Source organism: Muricoccus nepalensis (assembly GCF_006438825.1).
GTDB classification, from domain to species: Bacteria; Pseudomonadota; Alphaproteobacteria; order Acetobacterales; family Acetobacteraceae; genus Roseomonas; species Roseomonas nepalensis.
Genome location: NZ_RCZP01000050.1, coordinates 1 through 17,364, shown reverse-complemented (window position 1 = coordinate 17,364; position 17,364 = coordinate 1). Strand labels below are relative to the sequence as shown.

The window sequence follows — 17,364 nt, the reverse complement described above, 5'->3', positions numbered from 1 at the left end:
GAGGCGGGGCATCGGCGGCGGCGCCGGGCGCGCCGCCGGGCGCTCAGCGGAAGAGGACGTCCTTCAGGAAGGCCCGCACGTTGGCGCGGACCGAGGCGGCGTCGGCGGGGTCGTAGCCCGTGTGGGCGCCGATGGCGACGCAGGCCGAGCTCTTCTGGACGAAGGGCTCGTTCGTGCCGGCGAGGTTGATGACGCCGTCCGCGCCCTCCTCCATGCGGCAGTTGCGGGTGCTCTGCGCGTTGGGCACGGACACCAGGGCGGGCGATGTCGGGTTGTCGAAGCTGTGCTGGCCGTTGGGGTATGCGGTCAGCGTGGCGTCGGCGCCGGCGGCGCGCAGGCGCTCCACGAGGTCGCGGCACGGGGCGATCGGCACGTAATCGTCCACCACGCCGTGGTGCAGGCGGATCGGCACGGCCGCGACCTGCGCGTCGCCCTGGTAGCGGACGTTGCACGGGGTGTAGAGGCCGACATGGGCGGCGAAGCGGTTCTGCGGGCTGCCGTAGAGGCCGCGGAAGCGCGTGCTGGCCGAGTAGACGGCCGCGACGGCGCCCTTGGAGAAGCCCATGACGGCGATCCGGTCGGCGCGGATCCGCGGGTGCGCGGCCAGCCGGTCCAGGGCGCGGTAGGCGTCCACCATCATGGCCAGCGAGTTCAGCAGGTCCTGGTCCGTGACCGTGCTCGTGATGCCGCGGCCGGCGAAGCTGTCGAGAATGAAGGCGGCGATCCCGGCCTCGTTCAGCTGGCGCGCCCAGAGATCGGTGGAGCCACTGATCCCGCCGGAGCCGTGGACGAGGACCACGGCCGGCACGCGCGCCGTCGCCGGACCGGGCGGCAGGCGCAGCTCGCCGGCCAGGGCGGCGTCGTCGCCCGGGACGCCGCGCAGGAAGGCCGTGCCGGACGGCGTGCTGCTGCGCAGCGGCAGGGCCTCGATGCGGCCGGGCAGGTCACCCGGTGCGGGCTGGGCGGGGGCGGGCTGGGCGAGGGCGGGGCTCGCCGTTACCAGGATCGCGGCCAACAGGGTCACCAGGCGCCTGGATGCGGTGCGGCGGGGCATCGTCGTGCTGTCTCCTCCTGCGCCGTGCCCGTGGAGGCGGCCGGCGGCGTTGCGGGACAGTCGGCCACCCCGGCGGGTGGGCGTCAACCGAGCGGGGACGCGCGCCGCCCGGGCCGGCTCAGTAGGTCGCCCGCCCTCCCGAGAGGTCGAAGACCGCGCCGGTGGAGAAGCTCGGCTCCTCGCTCGCCAGCCAGCACACGAGCGCGGCCACCTCCTCGACCTCCCCGAAGCGGCCGATCGGAATCTTGGAGAGCATGTAGGCGACGTGGGCGTCGCTCATCTGCGCGAAGATCGGCGTGCGCACCGCCGAGGGGGTGACGCAGTTGACCCGGATGCCGGTGGCGGCGAGCTCCTTGCCCAGCGACTTCGTCAAGCCGATCACGCCCGCCTTGGAGGCGGAGTAGGCCGCGGCGTTGGGGTTGCCCTCCTTGCCCGCGACGGAGGCGATCGGGACGATGCGCCCGTAGCCCCCGCGCTCCATGAAGGGGATGGCCGCGCGGGCGCAGAGGAAGGTGCCGGTGAGGTTGACGTCCAGCACCTGCCGCCAGGCCGCGACCGGGTAGTCGCGCACCGTCGCGTTCGGGCCCGTGATGCCGGCGGAGGTGACGAGGATGTCGAGGCCGCCGAGCGCGGCGGCGGTCGCTTCCATGGCGCGCCCGACCGCGTCGGCGTCGGTCACGTCCACCACCGCCGTCTCGGCCGCCCCTGCCCGGCCCCGCGCCGCGTCCAGCGCCGCGGCGTCCGTGTCCCAGAGGCTTACCGTCGCGCCCTCCGCCGCGAGGCGCGCGGCGACGGCCAGGCCGATGCCGGAGGCGCCGCCGGTCACGACCGCGGCGCGCGCTTGGAACCGTCCGGCGATGGGCGCCATGCCGTGCTTCCTTCCCTTCCCGGGCGGAGCGTTGCGGCCACCCGGCCCGGAGCCCGTCCCTTCGGCCAGCATCGGCCGCGCGGGCGGCCCGGGCAAGGCGGGGCGCGGCGACGGCCCGCCCCCTGCGTCAGCCCTCGCCGTGGAAGGCTGCCGCCGTGCCGGGGGCGACCCGGCGGGCTGCGCCGCCCTGGCCGTCGGCGCCCTCGATCCCGGCCGTCCGATGGTCGACGGTGTAGGCGCCGCGCGCCTGGGGAGCCGGCCAGGCGGTGGGCTGCGCCAGCCCGACCGCGGCGTAGAGGCCGATGCCGACGGCGAGGGAGGACACCAGGCTGACGAGGCCGAGCAGCTTGCGGTCGCCAGAGCGGCCGTAGGACGCGATGTCTGCACCGAAGTCTGTCACCGAACTCTCCATTCCGGGCCGCACCAGCGGGCCCGGTGAGAGGGATATCGGCCCTGATCGTGGCGGCCTGACGCCCATGGCGTGATCATTTGCCACGGTTTGGCCGTTCCATGGCGCGGGCTGCCGGGGACGGCGGGCGCGGGCGGGGTGGGCGGCGTTGCGCCGGCTGCTGCGGGCCGTCCGGCGGCGCTGCCGCACCCGCCTGGGGCGGGCGCCCCCGACGGCTGCTCCAATGTTGATTGGCCGGCTCGCGGCGTCGCTTGGATGGATGGGCCGGGACGAGGGCGGTGGCCGCGACGACCGCGGGCCGGGTTGCCGTCCCCGAGGGGCCCGGTTTCGGAGAGGGCCGCCCCGACGATGCAGGAAGGATCGACATGGCAGAGGCTCGCAGCACCGACGTCCAGGCTTTTCTCGATGAGCATCCCTTCTCGTCCTTCCAGTGGGTGATCTTCGCCCTCTGCTTCGTCATCGTGCTGCTCGACGGCTTCGACACCTCGGCGATCGGCTACATCGCGCCCTCCCTCATCGCCGAGTGGGGCGTCACCCGGCCCGAGCTCGCGCCCGTGCTCAGCGCGGCGCTGTTTGGGCTCGCCGCCGGGGCCCTGTCGTCCGGGCCGCTGGCGGACCGCTTCGGCCGGAAGGCGGTGCTGGTCGGCTCCGTGCTGATCTTCGGCGTGGCCTGCCTCGCCTCCGCCTTCTCGGGCAGCCTGACGCAGCTTGTCGCCTGGCGCTTCGTCACCGGCCTCGGCCTCGGCGCCGCCATGCCCAACGCCGTGACCCTGATGAGCGAGTTCTGCCCGGAGCATCGGCGCGCCACCCTGACCAACGCCATGTTCTGCGGCTTCCCGCTAGGGGCCGCCTTCGGTGGCTTCCTGGCGGCCTGGATGATCCCCAACTTCGGGTGGCGCAGCGTCCTCCTCCTCGGCGGCGTCACGCCGCTGCTGCTGACCGCGCTCCTGCTTCTGCTGCTGCCGGAATCCGTGCGCTACATGGTTGCCAAGGGGCAGCCGGTCGAGCGCGTGCGTGCCGTGCTGCAGCGCATCTCGCCCGCCGCGCGGCAGGTCTCGTCCTTCGTGCTCACGGAGAAGGCGTCCGCCGGGGAGGGGAAGAGCGGAGCGGCGCTGGTGCTGTCCCGCGGGTACCTGGCGGGATCGCTCAGCCTCTGGGTCGCCTACTTCATGGGGCTGGTGATCTTCTACGCCCTCATCAACTGGATGCCGCTGCTGTTCCGCGATGCCGGCCTGTCGCCGGGGACGGCCGCGCTGATCGCCGCGTTCTTTCCGCTCGGCGGCGTCGGCGCGGTGTTCTTCGGGTTCCTGATGGACCGCTTCAACGGCAACCTGATCATCGCCGTGGGCTTCGCGCTCACCGCGCTGGCGATCTGGGCCATCGGCCAGGTGACCGGCTCGGTCGGGCTGCTGGTGGTGGTGGTGCTGGTCGCCGGCACCGTCATGAACACCGCGCAATCCTCCCTGCCGGCGCTCGCGGCGGCCTTCTACCCGACCGCCGGGCGGGCGACCGGCGTGGGCTGGATGCTGGGCCTGGGCCGCTTCGGCGGGATCGCCGGCTCGTTCCTCGTGGCCGAGCTTGCCCGACGGCAGCTCGAGTTTAGCCAGATCTTCACCATCGTGGCCGTGCCCGGGCTGATCGCCGCGGCCGCCCTGGTCGCGAAGCAGGTCGCCCATCCCCAGGCCCGGCGCTCGTCGGCCCTTGCCAGGGAGACATCACCGAACTCCCGGTCCGGGGATGGGAGGGACCGCCAGGGTCCTCGTTGATCGCGGGCAGCGCGGGATGCGTGCGCGGCCGAGGGCGTCCGCTGGTTGGGCGGTGATGACCGGGTGCCGGGGAGGGGTTCGATGCCGATGGGCGCGCTTGTAGGGCGCGTTCTGGAGGGAGGAAGCGGTGCCCTCTGCCCTCGGGATCGGCGCGCCGCTGGTTAAGACGTCGTCAATACGGCTCGTCGCATACTGGTCCCGGCCGCAAGACGCGGTCGTGAGGCATGAGCATGAACCGCAAAGAGGCAGCCGGCGGCGTTGATGCCCGTTTTGAGTGGCAGGTGTTCCACACCGCCCGCGGCGTCATGGTCCTCGACGGCTGGGGATCTCCCCTGGGCACGTTCAGGACCGTGGCCGTGGCCGTCCTCGCCATGCTCGCGACGGAGGCCGGGCCGTCTCCGCGACACCTGGCGCTGAACGACAACGACGTCGGCGGTCCGGCGTAGGTTTCACGAGCGCTTCCGAGTTGGGGCGCGGCCGGGGCCTCGGCTCGCCAGCCCCGCGAGAGGGGAAGCCAGGTGCCCGTCAGCCCGCCTTCTGCACCCTGGCATGCAGCCCGAGCACGTCCTTGGCCAGTCGCGATCCCTGCAGGTGCACCCGGAGGAAGGCCGAGGCCTCCTCCATGGCGCCGGCTTCGATCAGGTCGAGGATGCGCAGGTGCTCCTCGGAGATCCGGACGAGGCGGCTGCGGTCGACATGGGCCCGGTACTCGATCAGCCGTCGCATGCGGTTCACGCGGCGCAAGGCTTCGATGAGGAAGGGGTTGCCGGAACCGCCCACGATGCCCTCGTGGAACTCGGCGCCGATCCGGTGCGTCTCCGCGGAGGAGAAGCTGTGCCAGCCGCCCGCCAGCATGGCCTTCTGCTCCGCCCGGAGCCGCAGCGCGACCAGCGGATCCAGGCGGTAGCCTGGCTCCAGCAAGGCCGCCGGCTCGATCAAGAGGCGAAAGCGGTAGCCCTGGCTGTAGGCCTCGGGGGAGGTCAGCATGGGCTGGAACTCCCAGCCCTGCCCGCGCCGCCGCTCGATCCAGCCCTCCCGCGCCATGCGCGCGAGCAGGCGCATCAACTGGGAGCGCGGCACGCCGTAGCGGCGGAGTAGCTCGCTCTCAGCCACGCGTGGGCCGATCTCCCCCGAGAGGTAGTCGTCGGCGATGCGGAAGTAGAGGGGATCCTCGTCCGCCGTCTTGGTCACCGCGGCGGAGGGCTCGGGGACCGCGCGCAGGAAGAAGCCGCGGTTCCGCTGCCGCTCGACGGTGCCCTCGCCCTCGAGGACCTGCAGGGCCAGGCGGATGGGGGTCCGGGAGACCTGGAAGACCTCCGCCAGCCGGCCCTCGGTCAGGTGGGCGCCGGGCTCCAGCCCTTCGCGGCGGGCCCAGGCCAGGATCTCGCCCGCCAGGCGGCTGGGGAGGCCGTGCCGGCCCGCGCTCTCTGTCCCGTCCGCCATCTCGCTCCTCGCCGAAGCAGCCGGCCAAGCGGCTGGCCGGGTTCCTAGCACGCTCGGTTGCAGGGTAGCACAAACCGGCATCAAGCCCATTCCGGAATTGTGCATCGATGATGATCGATGCAATGCCGGGAACCGGGCCGGTTCATCTTCGATGGGATGCAGGGAACCGGATGCCCGGTGAAGCGGCGTGCCCCGCCACGGTGAAGGGCGGGATACCCTGGAGATAGCAATGACCCGCGGTACCGGTGCGAAAAGCCACCGTCGAAACGCCAAGGGTGCGGGCGACGGCCGCCCCACCCACGAGGCAACGCCGATCGGTTAGATTGCACAAAGTGATTGAAAGATACTTTTGCCGCGAGTAGGGGTGCCGCGGCGAAGCGAGATGGGAGACAACCAGCATGCGGCTTTACGTTCTGCCGGCCGACGGTATCGGCCCCGAGATCATCGCGGCCTCGCGGCCGGCCCTGGATGCCGCCAGCGACGCGTTCGGGCTCAACCTGAGCTACGACTATGACGACGTCGGTTTCCCCAGCCTCCACAAGCACGGCACCACGCTTCGCCCGGAGGTGCTGGAGAGGTCGAAGGACTACGACGGCATCATCCTCGGCACGCAGTCCCACGCGGACTACCCGGCGCCGGAGAAGGGCGGGCTGAACATCTCCCGCGGCTTCCGCATCGGGCTCGACCTCTACGCCAACGTCCGCCCCGCGCGCACGCGCCCCTTCCTGCCAACGAACATGCGCGAGGGCCGCACGATGGACCTCGTGATCATGCGGGAGTCGACCGAGGGCTTCTATCCCGACCGCAACATGACGCGCGGCTGGGGCGAGATGATGCCGAGCCCCGACATGGCGCTCTCCTTCCGCAAGATCACGCGCCACGCCTCCGAGCGCATCGCGCGTCGCTCCTTCGAGTGGGCCATGGCGCGCCGGAAGAAGGTGACCGCCGTGCATAAGGCGAACTCCTTCCACATGACGGATGGCCTGTTCCTCGAATGCGTCCGGCACGTCCACAAGGATTTCCCGGAGGTCGAGCTGGACGATCTGCTGATCGACGCCTCCACCGCGCACATCGTGAAGGAGCCCGAGCGCTTCGACGTGATCTGCGCGACGAACTTCCTCGGCGACATCCTCTCCGACCTCGCGAGCGAGCTCTCGGGCAGCCTCGGCCTCGCGGGGTCGATGAACGCGAGCGACACGCATTGCTGCGCCCAGGCCCAGCACGGCTCGGCGCCGACCATCGCGGGCAAGGACATCGCCAACCCCACCTCGATGATCCTCTCCTGCGCCATGCTCCTGCAGTGGATCGGCGACAACAAGAGCAACCCGGCGGCGCGCCGGGCGGGCGACGCGATCACCGCGGCGGTGGACGTGGTCCTCGCCGACCCCGCGTCGCGCACGCGCGACCTCGGCGGCACGATGGGCTGCGCCGAGTTCGGCGAGAAGGTCGGCGAGGCGGTCCGCGCCGCGAAGGGCTGAGGCCCGGCCGGTCGCGCCGCTCCACCCGGGCGGCGCGACCGTCGAGCGGGCCCCGCCCGCCGCTGAAGATCAGGAACGGAGGAAGCGATCCATGCCAAAGACGGATCTGGTCGGCCCCCTTGCGCGGCGGCGCTGGATGCCCGCGCTTCTCGCCGGCATGGCGGGCGCGGCCGCGCTGGCGGCGCCGGCCGTGGCGCAGGCTCCCTCCTGGCCGAACCGCCCCGTGCGGATGATCGTCCCCTACGCGCCCGGCGGCGGGGCCGACATCGTCGGCCGCATCCTCGGCCAGTGCATGACGCCGGGCCTGGGGCAGCCCGTCGTCGTCGAGAACCGCGATCCACATTCCCTTCCGCGGCGGCGGGCCGGCCCTGAGCGCCCTGCTGGCGCAACAGGTGGACTTCGTCGTCGACGCGCTGCCGGTCATGCTGCCGCAGCTGCGCGACGGCTCGATCCGCGCTCTCGCCGTCACCTCGCCGGAGCGCGTCGCCCTCCTGCCGGAGGTGCCGACCGTCTCGGAAGCCGGCGTGCCGGGCTACGCGACGCAGAACTGGTACGGGCTCTTCGCGCCCGCGCGCACGCCGGCGCCCGTCGTCGAGCGGCTGGCCGCCGAGACGGCGCGCGTGGTGGCGGACCCGAAGTGCCGGCGGCGCCTGGTGGAGCTGGGCGTGGAGCCCGTCGGCTCCGGCCCCGCGGCCTTCGCGGCGTAGTGGGGGGCCGAGATGCGCACCTGGGAGCCCGTGGTGCGCGCCTCCGGGGCGAGGCTGGACTGATGCCGCTGCTTGGTTGCGTGGCGGACGACTTCACGGGGGCGACCGACCTCGCGAGCACGCTGGTGCGGGGCGGCATGTCGGCCGTGCAGGTGATCGGCGTGCCCGACGGCCCCTTGCCGGAGGCGGACGCGGTGGTCGTCGCGCTGAAGTCGCGGACCAACCCAGCGCGCGACGCGGTGCGCGACAGCCTGGCCGCCCTCGACGCGCTGCGGGCGGCGGGCTGCGCGCGGTTCTTCTTCAAGTACTGCTCGACCTTCGACAGCACGGATGAGGGGAACATCGGGCCCGTCGCCGACGCCCTGCTCGAGCGCCTCGGCGCGCCCTTCGCGCTCGCCTGCCCGGCCTTTCCCGCCAACGGCCGCAGCGTCTACCGCGGCCACCTCTTCGTCGGCGACGCGCTGCTGAGCGAGAGCGGGATGAAGGACCATCCGCTCACGCCCATGCGCGACGCGAACCTGGTCCGCGTGCTCGGGCGGCAGACGGCCGGGCGCGTCGGCCTCGTGAATCTTCCCGTAGTCGGGCGCGGGGCCGCGGCCATCCGGGACGCCATGGCGGCGCTGGCCGCCGGGGGGCACCGCTACGCCATCGTCGACGCCGTGACGGAGGCGGACCTGATGGCGATCGGCGAGGCCGCGGCGGAGCACCCGCTGGTGACCGGCGGCTCGGGCGTGGCCATGGGCCTGCCGGGGAACTTCCGCCGCCGGGGCCGGCTGCCCCCGCGCGACGCGGCGGCGCTGCCGGCGCGGCGGGGGCTGGGGGCGGTGCTCGCCGGATCCTGCTCGCCCGCCACCCTCGGCCAGGTCGCCGCCGCCCGCACCGCGCTTCCGGTGCTGGAGCTCGACCCGCTGGAGACGCCCGATGCCGCGGCCCTGGCCCGCCGGGCGCTGGACTGGGCAGAGGGGCGGCTGGGCGCGCCGATCGTCATCGCCGCCTCCGCCCCGCCCGGGAAGGTCGCGGCCCTGCAGGCGCGGATCGGGCGCGACGCCGCGGGGGCGCTGGTCGAGGAGGCGCTGGCCGCGGTCGCCGAGGGGCTGGTCGCGCGCGGCGTGGGGCAGCTCGTCGTCGCAGGCGGCGAGACCTCGGGCGCGGTGGTCTCGCGCCTCGGCCTGCGCGCCCTGCGGATCGGGGCGGAGATCGACCCGGGCGTGCCCTGGACCCACGCGGAGGGCCCCTCGGGCGGGCTGCACCTGGCGCTGAAGTCCGGCAACTTCGGCGCGCCCGATTTTTTCGCCAAGGCGTTTGGAAGGACGTGACGACGATGGACGAGGCGGCGCTGCGCGAGGCGATCTGCGCCCACGGCCGGCTGCTCTTCGGGCGCGGCTACTCCGTGGGCAGCGCCGGCAACATCGCCGTCCGCCTGCCAGACGGCTACCTGATGACGCCGACCAATTCCTGTCTCGGGCGGCTCGAGGCGGGGCGCCTCAGCAAGCTCGACCGCGAGTGGCGCCACGTGTCCGGCGACAAGCCCTCCAAGGAGGTCTTCCTGCACCGCGCCGTGCTGGACGCGCGGCCGGACGCGGGCGCCGTGGTCCATCTTCACTCCCCCCACGCGACGGCCATCGCCTGCCTCGCCGCGCCGGGCGAGGACGCGCCCATCCCGCCGCTGACGCCCTACTTCGTCATGCGCATCGGGCGGCGCCTTCCCGTCATCCGCTATTACCGCCCCGGCGACGCGGCGATGGAGGGCGAGATCCACGAGGCCTCGAGGGGCGCCCGCGCCGTGCTGCTCGCCAACCACGGGCCGGTCGTGTCGGGCCGGACGCTGGACGACGCCGTCTACGCCGCCGAGGAACTGGAGGAGGCCGCGCGCCTCGCCCTCCTCCTCCGCGGCCAGCCCGCCCGCGCGCTCACGCCCGCGCAGGTGGACGACCTGCTGGACGCGTTCGGATGAGCGGCGCCCTTGCCGCGCCGCCCGCCGCGGGCGGTTCCACCCTCCGGGCACGGGGCACCGCGGCATGAGCGGCGGACCGCGCATTGCCTTGATCCACGCGGTGGCCGCGGCGATCCCGCCGGTGCACGCCGCCTTCGCGCAGGGCTGGCCGGAGGCGCGGCTGGCGAATCTCTTCGACGACAGCCTGCCGTCGGACCTCAGCGAGGCCGGCGCGCTCACGCCGGCGATCGCGGGCCGCATCGGCGCGCTGGCGCGCTACATGGCCGGGGCGGGGGCCGAGGGCATCCTCTTCACCTGCTCCGCCTTCGGGCCGGCCATCGAGGCGGCGGCGCGCGCCCTCTCCCCCTTTCCCGTGCTGAAGCCGAACGAGGCGATGTTCGAGGAGGCGCTGGGCGCGGGGGAGCGCATCGGGATGCTCGCCACCTTCGGCCCCGCCGTGGCGGGCATGGAGGAGGAGTTCCGGCAGGCCGCCGGGGGGCGTTCGGCCGCGCGGCTGGAGACGGTGCTCGCCGAGGGGGCCATCGAGGCGCTGAAGGCGGGCGATGCGGCCGCGCATGACCGCCTCGTCGCCGAGGCGGTGCCGCGCCTGGCGCGCTGCGACGCGATCATGCTCGCGCATTTCTCGACGAGCCGCGCGCTCGGCGCCGCCCAGGCGGCGATGCCGGGCAAGCTCGTCCTCGCCGCCCCCGGCGCGGCCGTGGCGGCGCTGCGCCGCCGCTTCCCGGGACGCTGAGGGCGAGGGCCGCGCCGTGTCAGAAGGGCAGCCGGTCGGCGAGGCCGGTCTCGGCGGCGATGCGCGCGAGGTCGGCCCGCGTGTCCTCGGGCAGGCGCAGCCCCTCGCGGCGGTTCCGCTCGTCGTTCCGGGCCTCGATCTCGCCGGGGTAGAAGACCTCGTCGTGGCCCTTAGCGAGCGGCACGGACTTCAGCTCGGCGATGAAGGCCTCCATGCGGGCGCCGAACTCCGCCATCGGCTGCATCGCCGCGATGTCGACCGCGATGATGAAGTGGCCGGCGCCGCTGCGATGGTCGAAGTCGTAGGGGCCGTGGACGCCGGAGAGGAAGGCGCTGCCGGTCAGCACGCCCGACATCATGTCCACCAGGGTCGCGATCGCGTAGCCCTTGTGGCCGGCCATGGGCAGGATGATGCCGTCGATCGCCGCCTGCGGGTCGGTGGTCGGGTTGCCCTCGGCGTCGATCGCCCAGCCCTCCGGGATCGCCTCGCGCCGGTTCCGCGCGAGGTAGATCTTGCCACGGGCGACGCCGGTGTTCGCCATGTCCGAGACCATCGGCGCGTGCCGCCCGGCGGGCGCGGCGAAGGACCAGGGGTTGGTGCCGACGATCTTCCGCCGCCCGCCCCAGGGCGCCATGGCGGGGCCGCCGTTGGTCGTCAGGAAGGTCAGGCAGCCCGCCCGGGCGCCCATCAGCGTGTAGTACATGCAGGTGCCGAAGTGGTTGGAGTTGCGCACCGCGACGGCCGAGAGCCCGTGCGCCTTGGCGCGCCGCACCGCCTCCCCCATGGCCGCGGCCGTCAGCACCTGGCCGACGCCGTCCTGGCCGTCGATGACCGCGATGCCGCCGGCGTCCACGAGGGTGACCGGGCGGGTCACGGCCTGCATCGACCCCCGGCGAAGGCGCTCGAGGTACCAGCCGAGGCGCAGCACGCCGTGCGACTGGTGGCCCCAGAGGTCGGCCTGGACGAGCGTGTCCGCGACCAGCTCCGCGTCCGCCGGCGGCAGGCCCGCGCCGGCGTAGACGGCGGCGGCGAAGGCCCGGAGGCGCTGGGGATCGATCGTGGTCGTGCCGTCCATGGAATTCTCCTCCACCCCTGCGTGCCGTGCTGCCGTAAACTCCGGCGGGGCCGGGTTCCCTTGGCGTGCCCAGTCTCGCCCAAACTGCATGGCGTGGCAAAAACGTACACCCGTGCGGGGTGCGCGGCGCGGCCGGTCCCTCCAGGCGAGGGGCGGACGGGCGTCGTGGCGAGGCGCTTGTCCCGTGGTGAGGACGGTTCGTTCGGTTCTCGGGGACTTGGCCAGGCAAGCGACGCCGCTGTTGCGGTGGGCGCGTTGATCGCACAAATTAGCGTAAATAAACCAGAAGGACGTCCGTGCCCTTTCTTCCCTCCCGCCGCGGCGTGCTCGCCGGGCTTGCCGCGGCCCCGCTGGCGCGCCCGGCGCTGGCCCAGGATGGCTGGCCGCGCCGCACGATCACCATCCTCTGCCCGGCCGCGGCCGGCGGCGCGACGGACATCATCAGCCGCGTGATCGCGGCCCAGTTGCAGAAGACCTTCGGGGTGTCCGTCGTCGTGGACAACCGCGGGGGCGCGGGCGGCTCGATCGCCACCGAGGCGGGGGCCATCGCCGCGCCTGACGGCTACACCCTGACCATGGGCCAGCTCGGGACGCTGGCGGTGAACCCGTTCCTCTACCCCCGGCTGAAGTACGATCCGCTGCGCGACTTCGCGCCGGTCGGGCTCATCGCGCAGGTGCCGATGGTGCTCGTCGCCCCGCCCTCCGCCGGCACGCCCGACCTCGCGAGCTTCGTGGCGAAGGCGAAGGCGGAGCCGGGGGGCATCGAGTACGGGTCGGCGGGGGCGGGATCGAACACGCATATCGGCATGGTGGCCTTCGCCGAGGCGGCGGGCGTGCAGCTCGTCCACGTGCCGTTCCGCGGCTCGGGCGCGCTGACGCCGCTGCTCCTGTCCGGCAGCATCAAGGCGGCCATGTCCGGCACGCCGAGCATGCTGCCGCTCATCAAGGAGAAGCGCCTCGACGCCCTGGCGGTCTCGGCCCCGCGGCGGATCGCCCAGCTGCCGGACGTGCCCGCCATCGCCGAGTTCTACCCGGGCTTCGAGGCGATGCAGTGGTACGGGCTGATCGCCCCGGTCCGGACGCCCGCGCCGATCCTCGCGCGCCTCTCGGCCGCCGTGAACGAGGCGATCGTCACGCCGGAGATGACGGAGCGCCTGGCATCGGAAGGGGCGGTGCCGGACGTCCGGAGCCCGGAGGGCTTTCGCGACCTCATCCGGTCGGAGTCGGAGCGCTGGGGGGCCATCGTTCGACGGAACAACCTGCGTCCTGGGGAGTAGGCCGGCCGTCCAGCGCGCGCCGGCCTGGCCTGGGGAGCGCGCGCCTCAGAAGGCCTTCAGGACCTGACGCGTGTGCTCGACGGCGGGCGGCGCGGCGAAGAAGTCGCCCACGAGGCGGCGCCACTCCTGGAAGTCGGCCGAGCCGCGGAAGTCGACCGTGTGGTTCTCGACGGTTTCCCAGGTGACGAGCAGGCGGTAGCGCGAGGGGAACTCGACGGAGCGCTGCAGCTCCATCCCCCGGCATCCCCGGGCCCGCCGGAAGAGGGGGCCGGCCTTGGCCACCCCCTCCTCGAACGCGGGCTCGCTCCCCGGCGTCACCTCGATCTGCGCGATCTCGAGGAACATCGGCCCCCTTCAGTCCTTGTGCTCGGCGAGGACCGGGCGGGTCTCGCCGGTCTCGACGAGGGTGCGCGTGGCGTCCACCCGGGCGTAGGTCCACAGGATCTTCATGCCCTCGGTGTTGGAGGCGTTGATGAAGCGGTGCGGGACGCCCTCGGGGATCCAGGAAATGTCGCCGGCCTTGATCTCGTGCCGCTCGCCGTCGATCTCGGCGATGGCGCTGCCCTCCAGCAGGAGCACGCTCTCCTCGCAGTTGTGGGTGTGGAGCGGGATGGCGGCGCCCGGGCCGAAGATCGTCATGCCGTTGAGGAAGCTCCGCGCGCCGATCGCGGGGCCGACCAGGGGGATGGTCCGGGCGCCGCCGCCCCGCTCGTAGGCCTTCATCCGGTCGGGGTAGAGCACCACGCCCTTGGGGTTCTCGGTGGTCATCGTCTCTTCCTCTCTGTCAGTCCAGGGCCTTGCGGGGCGACGCCGCCGGTTCGGCCGCCCCGATCCACACGGTCTTGGTGTTCATGAACGCGCGCAGGCCCAGGGCGCTCCGGTCGCGGCCATAGCCCGACTTCTCGATCCCGCCGAACGGAATCCGCGGGTCGGAGGCAACGAGCGCGTTGACGAAGACCGCCCCCGCGTCGCGGGGCGCGATGGGCCCGAGGAGCGTTGCGTCCATCGCGCGGGCGAGGTCCATCACCTCCTCCGGGAGGTCGTCCCGACAGCCGGGAGTCTTGGGGGACGGCCCGTGCCGGCCCCAGGGCGCGGATCAAGGCGGGGCGTCCCCGGCCCGCCGGGCCGCGGGGGCGCCGCGGCCGCGCCGGTAGGCCTGCGGGCCGCACCCCATGTCGGTGCGGAACGCGTGGATGAAGGCCGAGGTCGAGCCGTAGCCGAGCGCCATCGCGGCCTGCGTCACCCCGAGGCCGCCGCCGAGCATCTCGATCGCCCGGAACAGCCGCAGGCGCCGCCGCCAGGCGCGCAGGCCCATGCCCAGCTCCGCCTCGAAGCGCCGGGCGAGCGTGCGGCCGGACATTCCCAGCGCCCGCCCCCAGGCCTCCGGCCCGCGCTGGTCGGCCGGGTCGGCGTAGAGGGCCTCGCACACCGCCAGCGCGGGTCCGCCGCGCGGCCAGGGGAGCGCACCTGGCAGGGATTTCGCGCGCCGGAGCTGGTCGAGGATGAGCTGGGTGACGCGGCCCGCGTAGCCATCCGGGTCCTCCGCCCCCTCAAGGCCGGCGGCCTCGACGATCAGGGCCTGGAGCAGCGCCGGGACGCTGAACACGGTCGGGCTTCCCGGCAGCCCCTCGCCGGCCTCCTCGGCGATCCAGAGGCTGCGGAACTCCGCGCCGAGCAGGGACCCGACCCGGTGCGGCAGGCCGGCCGGCAGCCAGACCGCCTGCTCCGGGGAGATCACGAAGGAATGCCCGTCCACGGCGACCGTGAGCACCCCGGAGATGGCGTAGACCACCTGGTGCCAGCGGTGGGCGTGCTCCGGGAACTCGTGGCGCGCGGGGATGGACTGGGCCCGGACCGTCATCGGCCGGGGGGCCGCCAGGCCGGGCGGGGCCGCCATCGTCTCCCAGGGCATGGGACCTCTCCTTTGTCCGATACTCTATATGAATTGTCATCTCGAAGAGATACGGACAGCACCGGATCGGGTAGTTCCTGGGCGACGGCGCCCGGGCCGGCTTCCTTGGCCGGGGGGCGACGGCGCGTTGCCGGGCATCGACGCCCGCCTTGAGTCCAGGATGAGGAACCCGCCATGGCTCGCACCGACAGCCGCGGCCTGCCGATCTCGACCGCCTCCGACCTCGCGGCCGAGCGCTACCGCGAGGGCGTCGACCTGATGCTCTCGACCTGGCCGGGCGCGGCCGAGGCGCTGGAGGGGGCGATCGCGGCCGATCCGGGCTTCGCGCTCGCCCACGCGGCGCGCGCGCGCCTGCACGCCATGCGGTCGGAGCCCGCCGCCGCCAAGGCCCGGATCGCGACGGCCCTCGAGGCCGTGGCCCGCCGCGGCACGGAGCGGGAGCGGAACCACGTCGAAATCCTCTCCCTCGTCCTCAACGGGCGGACCGCGGAGGCCATCGACCGGGTTTCCGCCCACGCCGACGCCTGGCCGCGGGACGTCGTCATCCTCTCCCTGCCGCTGGGCGCCTTCGGGTTGCTCGCCTTCTCCGGCCGGGCGGACCACGACCAGGCGCGCGTCGACCTCTGCGAGCGCCACGCGGGCCACTTCGCCGCGGACGACTGGTGGTTCCTGACCTACCGCGGCTGGTCGCACGCGGAGAACGGCAACGTGGCCCTTGGCCGCGACCTCACGCAGCGCGGCTTCGACCTGCGCCCGCACAACGCCAACGCGGCCCACGCCCTCTCGCACGCGATGCACGAGGGGGGCGCCAACGACGAGGCCGACCGGCTGATCGAGGCCTGGCTGCCGACCTATCCCCGGTCCGGCATCCTGCACGGCCACATCGCCTGGCACGCGGCGCTCGCCGCGCTGGAGCACGGGGACGCGGCGCGGGCGCTCGCCCTCTACGGCGCGCACGTCCAGCCCTCCGCCTCGACCGGCAACGCGGTCAACGTCGTCAGCGACACCGCGTCCTTCCTGTGGCGGCTGCAGGCCTATGGCCATGCGGTGCCGGAGGGGCTGTGGCAGGCGGCGGCGGCCTACGCGGCGCCGGCCTTCCCCGGGGCGGGCTTCGCCTTCGCCGACCTGCACATGGCCCTCCTCGCGGCGGCGACGGGGGACAGGGAGGGGCTGGAGCGGCGCGCGTCCGCCCTGGCGGCCCTGGCCGAGGCCGGGACGCTGCCGGCCGGGCCGGTCGTGCCCGCCCTCTGCCGCGCGGCCCTCGCCTTCGCGGAGGGGGACTACGCGGGGTGCGCCCGCCTCCTGGAGCCGGTCGCGCCCGAGGTGGTGCGCGTCGGCGGCAGCGGCGCCCAGCGCGAGCTGGTGGAGGACATGCTGCTGCTCGCGCTGATGCGGAGCGGCGAGTCCACCAAGGCTGGCGCCCTGCTCGACCGCCGCCTCCACCGCCGGCCCTCGCCCCGCGACCGGGCCTGGCACGGCCTGCTGGCGGCCTGAGAGCGGCCATGCCCCAGGCCAGCACAACGATCGCCGCCCCGCCCGCCCCCGGCGGGGAGCGGAGCAACGTCCTGCGGCTCGCGGTCGCGCAGGCGCTCGCGGGCGCGAACTCGACGGTGGTCTACGCGACGGGCGCGGTCGTCGGCAGCACGCTCGCGCCCAGCCCCGCGCTGGCGACCCTGCCCATCTCGATCTTCGTGGTGGGCATGGCGGCCTGCACCCTGCCGTCCGGGGTGATCGCCCAGCGGCACGGCCGCCGCGCCGCCTTCCTGGCCGGCACCGGGTGCGGCGTGCTCGCCGGCCTTCTCGCGGCCCTGGCGGTGGTGCTGGGGTCCTTCGCGCTGTTCTGCGCGGCGACCTTCCTCGGCGGGGCCTACGCCGCCGTGGTGCTGTCCTTCCGCTTCGCCGCCGCCGACTGCGCGCCGCCGGCACGGCGCGCGCGGGCCCTGTCCGCGGTGATGGCGGGCGGCGTCTTCGCCGGGGTCATCGGCCCGCAGCTCGTGACCCACACCATGGATCGGTGGCCGCCCTACCTCTTCGCGGCCAGCTACGTCGCCCAGGCGGCGGTGGCCGCGGTCTCCGCCCTCATCCTCCTCGGCGTGCGGCTTCCGCGGCCGACGGCGGCGGAGGCGGCGGGCGGGCGCCCGCTCGGCGCCATCGTGCGCCGGCCGCGCTTCGTCACCGCCGTGGTCTGCGGCGTGGTCTCCTACCTGCTCATGAACTTCCTCATGACCTCCGCGCCGCTGGCCATGCGGATGTGCGGCTTGTCGCAGGGGGACGCGAATCTCGGCCTGCAGTGGCACGTGATCGCGATGTACGCGCCCAGCTTCTTCACCGGGCGGCTGATCGCCCGCTTCGGCGCGCCCCGCGTGGTGGCGGTCGGGTTGGCGCTGACCGCCGCCTCGGCCGTGGTCGGGCTGCTGGGCGTGGACGTCGCGCATTTCTGGGGGACGCTGGTGCTGCTCGGCGTCGGCTGGAACTTCGGCTTCGTGGGCGCCTCGGCGATGGTGCTGGAGTGCCACCGGCCCGCGGAGAAGGCGCGGGTGCAGTCCTTCAACGACTTCGCCGTGTTCGGCACGATGGCCGTCGGGTCCTTCCTGTCGGGCGGGCTGCTCTCCTCCTTCGGGTGGAGCACGGTGCTGTCCCTGTCCTTCCTGCCGATCCTTCTCGCCGCCGGCGCGCTCGCCTGGGCGG

Annotated in this window: 19 protein-coding genes; 10 read left to right on the top strand and 9 right to left on the bottom strand. The window is 73.9% G+C overall.

Annotated features, from left to right (window positions below):
* Positions 1–43: 43 nt before the first annotated feature.
* From EAH89_RS27055 to EAH89_RS27045, 3 genes are all read right to left on the bottom strand, one after another.
* Positions 44–1,054: a dienelactone hydrolase family protein gene (locus EAH89_RS27055; RefSeq protein WP_206667693.1), complete on the bottom strand. Its 1,011-nt coding sequence runs from the start codon at positions 1,052–1,054 to the stop codon at positions 44–46.
* A 118-nt stretch (positions 1,055–1,172) separates the two neighbouring features.
* Positions 1,173–1,922: an SDR family oxidoreductase gene (locus tag EAH89_RS27050; RefSeq protein WP_140886812.1), complete on the bottom strand. Its 750-nt coding sequence runs from the start codon at positions 1,920–1,922 to the stop codon at positions 1,173–1,175.
* A 127-nt stretch (positions 1,923–2,049) separates the two neighbouring features.
* Positions 2,050–2,322: a hypothetical protein gene (locus tag EAH89_RS27045; protein ID WP_140886811.1), complete on the bottom strand. Its 273-nt coding sequence runs from the start codon at positions 2,320–2,322 to the stop codon at positions 2,050–2,052.
* 374 nt (positions 2,323–2,696) lie between these two features.
* On the opposite strand from EAH89_RS27045, the gene EAH89_RS27040 reads away from it, so the two are divergent.
* Both EAH89_RS27040 and EAH89_RS27035 read left to right on the top strand, forming a co-directional pair.
* Positions 2,697–4,097, top strand: a complete 1,401-nt coding sequence (locus EAH89_RS27040) for an MFS transporter (RefSeq protein ID WP_140886810.1) — start codon at positions 2,697–2,699, stop codon at positions 4,095–4,097.
* A gap of 230 nt (positions 4,098–4,327) precedes the next feature.
* Positions 4,328–4,543 carry a hypothetical protein gene (locus tag EAH89_RS27035; RefSeq protein WP_140886809.1) on the top strand — a complete coding sequence of 72 codons (216 nt, stop codon included), beginning with the start codon at positions 4,328–4,330 and terminating at the stop codon, positions 4,541–4,543.
* A 79-nt stretch (positions 4,544–4,622) separates the two neighbouring features.
* Here EAH89_RS27035 and EAH89_RS27030 read toward each other — a convergent pair whose 3' ends face one another.
* Positions 4,623–5,540 carry a GntR family transcriptional regulator gene (locus tag EAH89_RS27030; protein WP_140886808.1) on the bottom strand — a complete coding sequence of 306 codons (918 nt, stop codon included), beginning with the start codon at positions 5,538–5,540 and terminating at the stop codon, positions 4,623–4,625.
* Positions 5,541–5,938: 398 nt separating this feature from the next.
* On the opposite strand from EAH89_RS27030, the gene EAH89_RS27025 reads away from it, so the two are divergent.
* From EAH89_RS27025 to EAH89_RS27005, 5 genes are all read left to right on the top strand, one after another.
* Positions 5,939–7,018, top strand: coding sequence for an isocitrate/isopropylmalate dehydrogenase family protein (locus tag EAH89_RS27025; protein ID WP_140886807.1), 1,080 nt, complete (start codon positions 5,939–5,941; stop codon positions 7,016–7,018).
* Positions 7,019–7,410: 392 nt separating this feature from the next.
* Positions 7,411–7,725 (top strand): tripartite tricarboxylate transporter substrate-binding protein, encoded by a 315-nt coding sequence (locus EAH89_RS32865; protein WP_241667236.1) that lies wholly within the window; start codon positions 7,411–7,413, stop codon positions 7,723–7,725.
* A gap of 62 nt (positions 7,726–7,787) precedes the next feature.
* The gene (gene otnK, locus EAH89_RS27015) at positions 7,788–9,041 is read left to right on the top strand and encodes a 3-oxo-tetronate kinase (protein ID WP_140886805.1); all 1,254 of its coding nucleotides are present in this window, start codon (positions 7,788–7,790) and stop codon (positions 9,039–9,041) included.
* Positions 9,042–9,046: 5 nt separating this feature from the next.
* A complete protein-coding gene (otnC, locus tag EAH89_RS27010) occupies positions 9,047–9,679 on the top strand; it encodes a 3-oxo-tetronate 4-phosphate decarboxylase (protein ID WP_140886824.1) in 633 nt (210 codons plus the stop codon).
* 64 nt (positions 9,680–9,743) lie between these two features.
* Positions 9,744–10,412, top strand: a complete 669-nt coding sequence (locus tag EAH89_RS27005; RefSeq protein WP_140886804.1) for an aspartate/glutamate racemase family protein — start codon at positions 9,744–9,746, stop codon at positions 10,410–10,412.
* Positions 10,413–10,431: 19 nt separating this feature from the next.
* On the opposite strand, the gene EAH89_RS27000 is transcribed toward EAH89_RS27005, so the two are convergent.
* Positions 10,432–11,487, bottom strand: a complete 1,056-nt coding sequence (locus tag EAH89_RS27000; protein ID WP_140886803.1) for an Ldh family oxidoreductase — start codon at positions 11,485–11,487, stop codon at positions 10,432–10,434.
* A 296-nt stretch (positions 11,488–11,783) separates the two neighbouring features.
* On the opposite strand from EAH89_RS27000, the gene EAH89_RS26995 reads away from it, so the two are divergent.
* A complete protein-coding gene (locus EAH89_RS26995) occupies positions 11,784–12,764 on the top strand; it encodes a Bug family tripartite tricarboxylate transporter substrate binding protein (protein ID WP_140886802.1) in 981 nt (326 codons plus the stop codon).
* Between the two features lie 45 nt (positions 12,765–12,809).
* Here the strand turns inward: EAH89_RS26995 and EAH89_RS26990 are convergent, their stop codons facing one another.
* The 4 genes from EAH89_RS26990 to EAH89_RS26975 all read right to left on the bottom strand — a co-directional run bounded on the left by EAH89_RS26990 (position 12,810) and on the right by EAH89_RS26975 (position 14,676).
* The gene (locus EAH89_RS26990; RefSeq protein WP_140886801.1) at positions 12,810–13,109 is read right to left on the bottom strand and encodes an antibiotic biosynthesis monooxygenase family protein; all 300 of its coding nucleotides are present in this window, start codon (positions 13,107–13,109) and stop codon (positions 12,810–12,812) included.
* A gap of 9 nt (positions 13,110–13,118) precedes the next feature.
* The gene (locus tag EAH89_RS26985) at positions 13,119–13,532 is read right to left on the bottom strand and encodes a cupin domain-containing protein (RefSeq protein ID WP_140886800.1); all 414 of its coding nucleotides are present in this window, start codon (positions 13,530–13,532) and stop codon (positions 13,119–13,121) included.
* A gap of 16 nt (positions 13,533–13,548) precedes the next feature.
* Positions 13,549–13,788 carry an aldehyde dehydrogenase family protein gene (locus EAH89_RS26980; protein ID WP_140886799.1) on the bottom strand — a complete coding sequence of 80 codons (240 nt, stop codon included), beginning with the start codon at positions 13,786–13,788 and terminating at the stop codon, positions 13,549–13,551.
* Between the two features lie 72 nt (positions 13,789–13,860).
* Positions 13,861–14,676 (bottom strand): AraC family transcriptional regulator, encoded by an 816-nt coding sequence (locus EAH89_RS26975; RefSeq protein WP_140886798.1) that lies wholly within the window; start codon positions 14,674–14,676, stop codon positions 13,861–13,863.
* A gap of 174 nt (positions 14,677–14,850) precedes the next feature.
* On the opposite strand from EAH89_RS26975, the gene EAH89_RS26970 reads away from it, so the two are divergent.
* Together EAH89_RS26970 and EAH89_RS26965 are read left to right on the top strand one after the other, a co-directional pair.
* A complete protein-coding gene (locus EAH89_RS26970) occupies positions 14,851–16,170 on the top strand; it encodes a tetratricopeptide repeat protein (protein ID WP_140886797.1) in 1,320 nt (439 codons plus the stop codon).
* Positions 16,171–16,178: 8 nt separating this feature from the next.
* Positions 16,179–17,364: MFS transporter (locus tag EAH89_RS26965; protein WP_140886796.1), on the top strand; the 1,186-nt coding region annotated here is incomplete at its 3' end.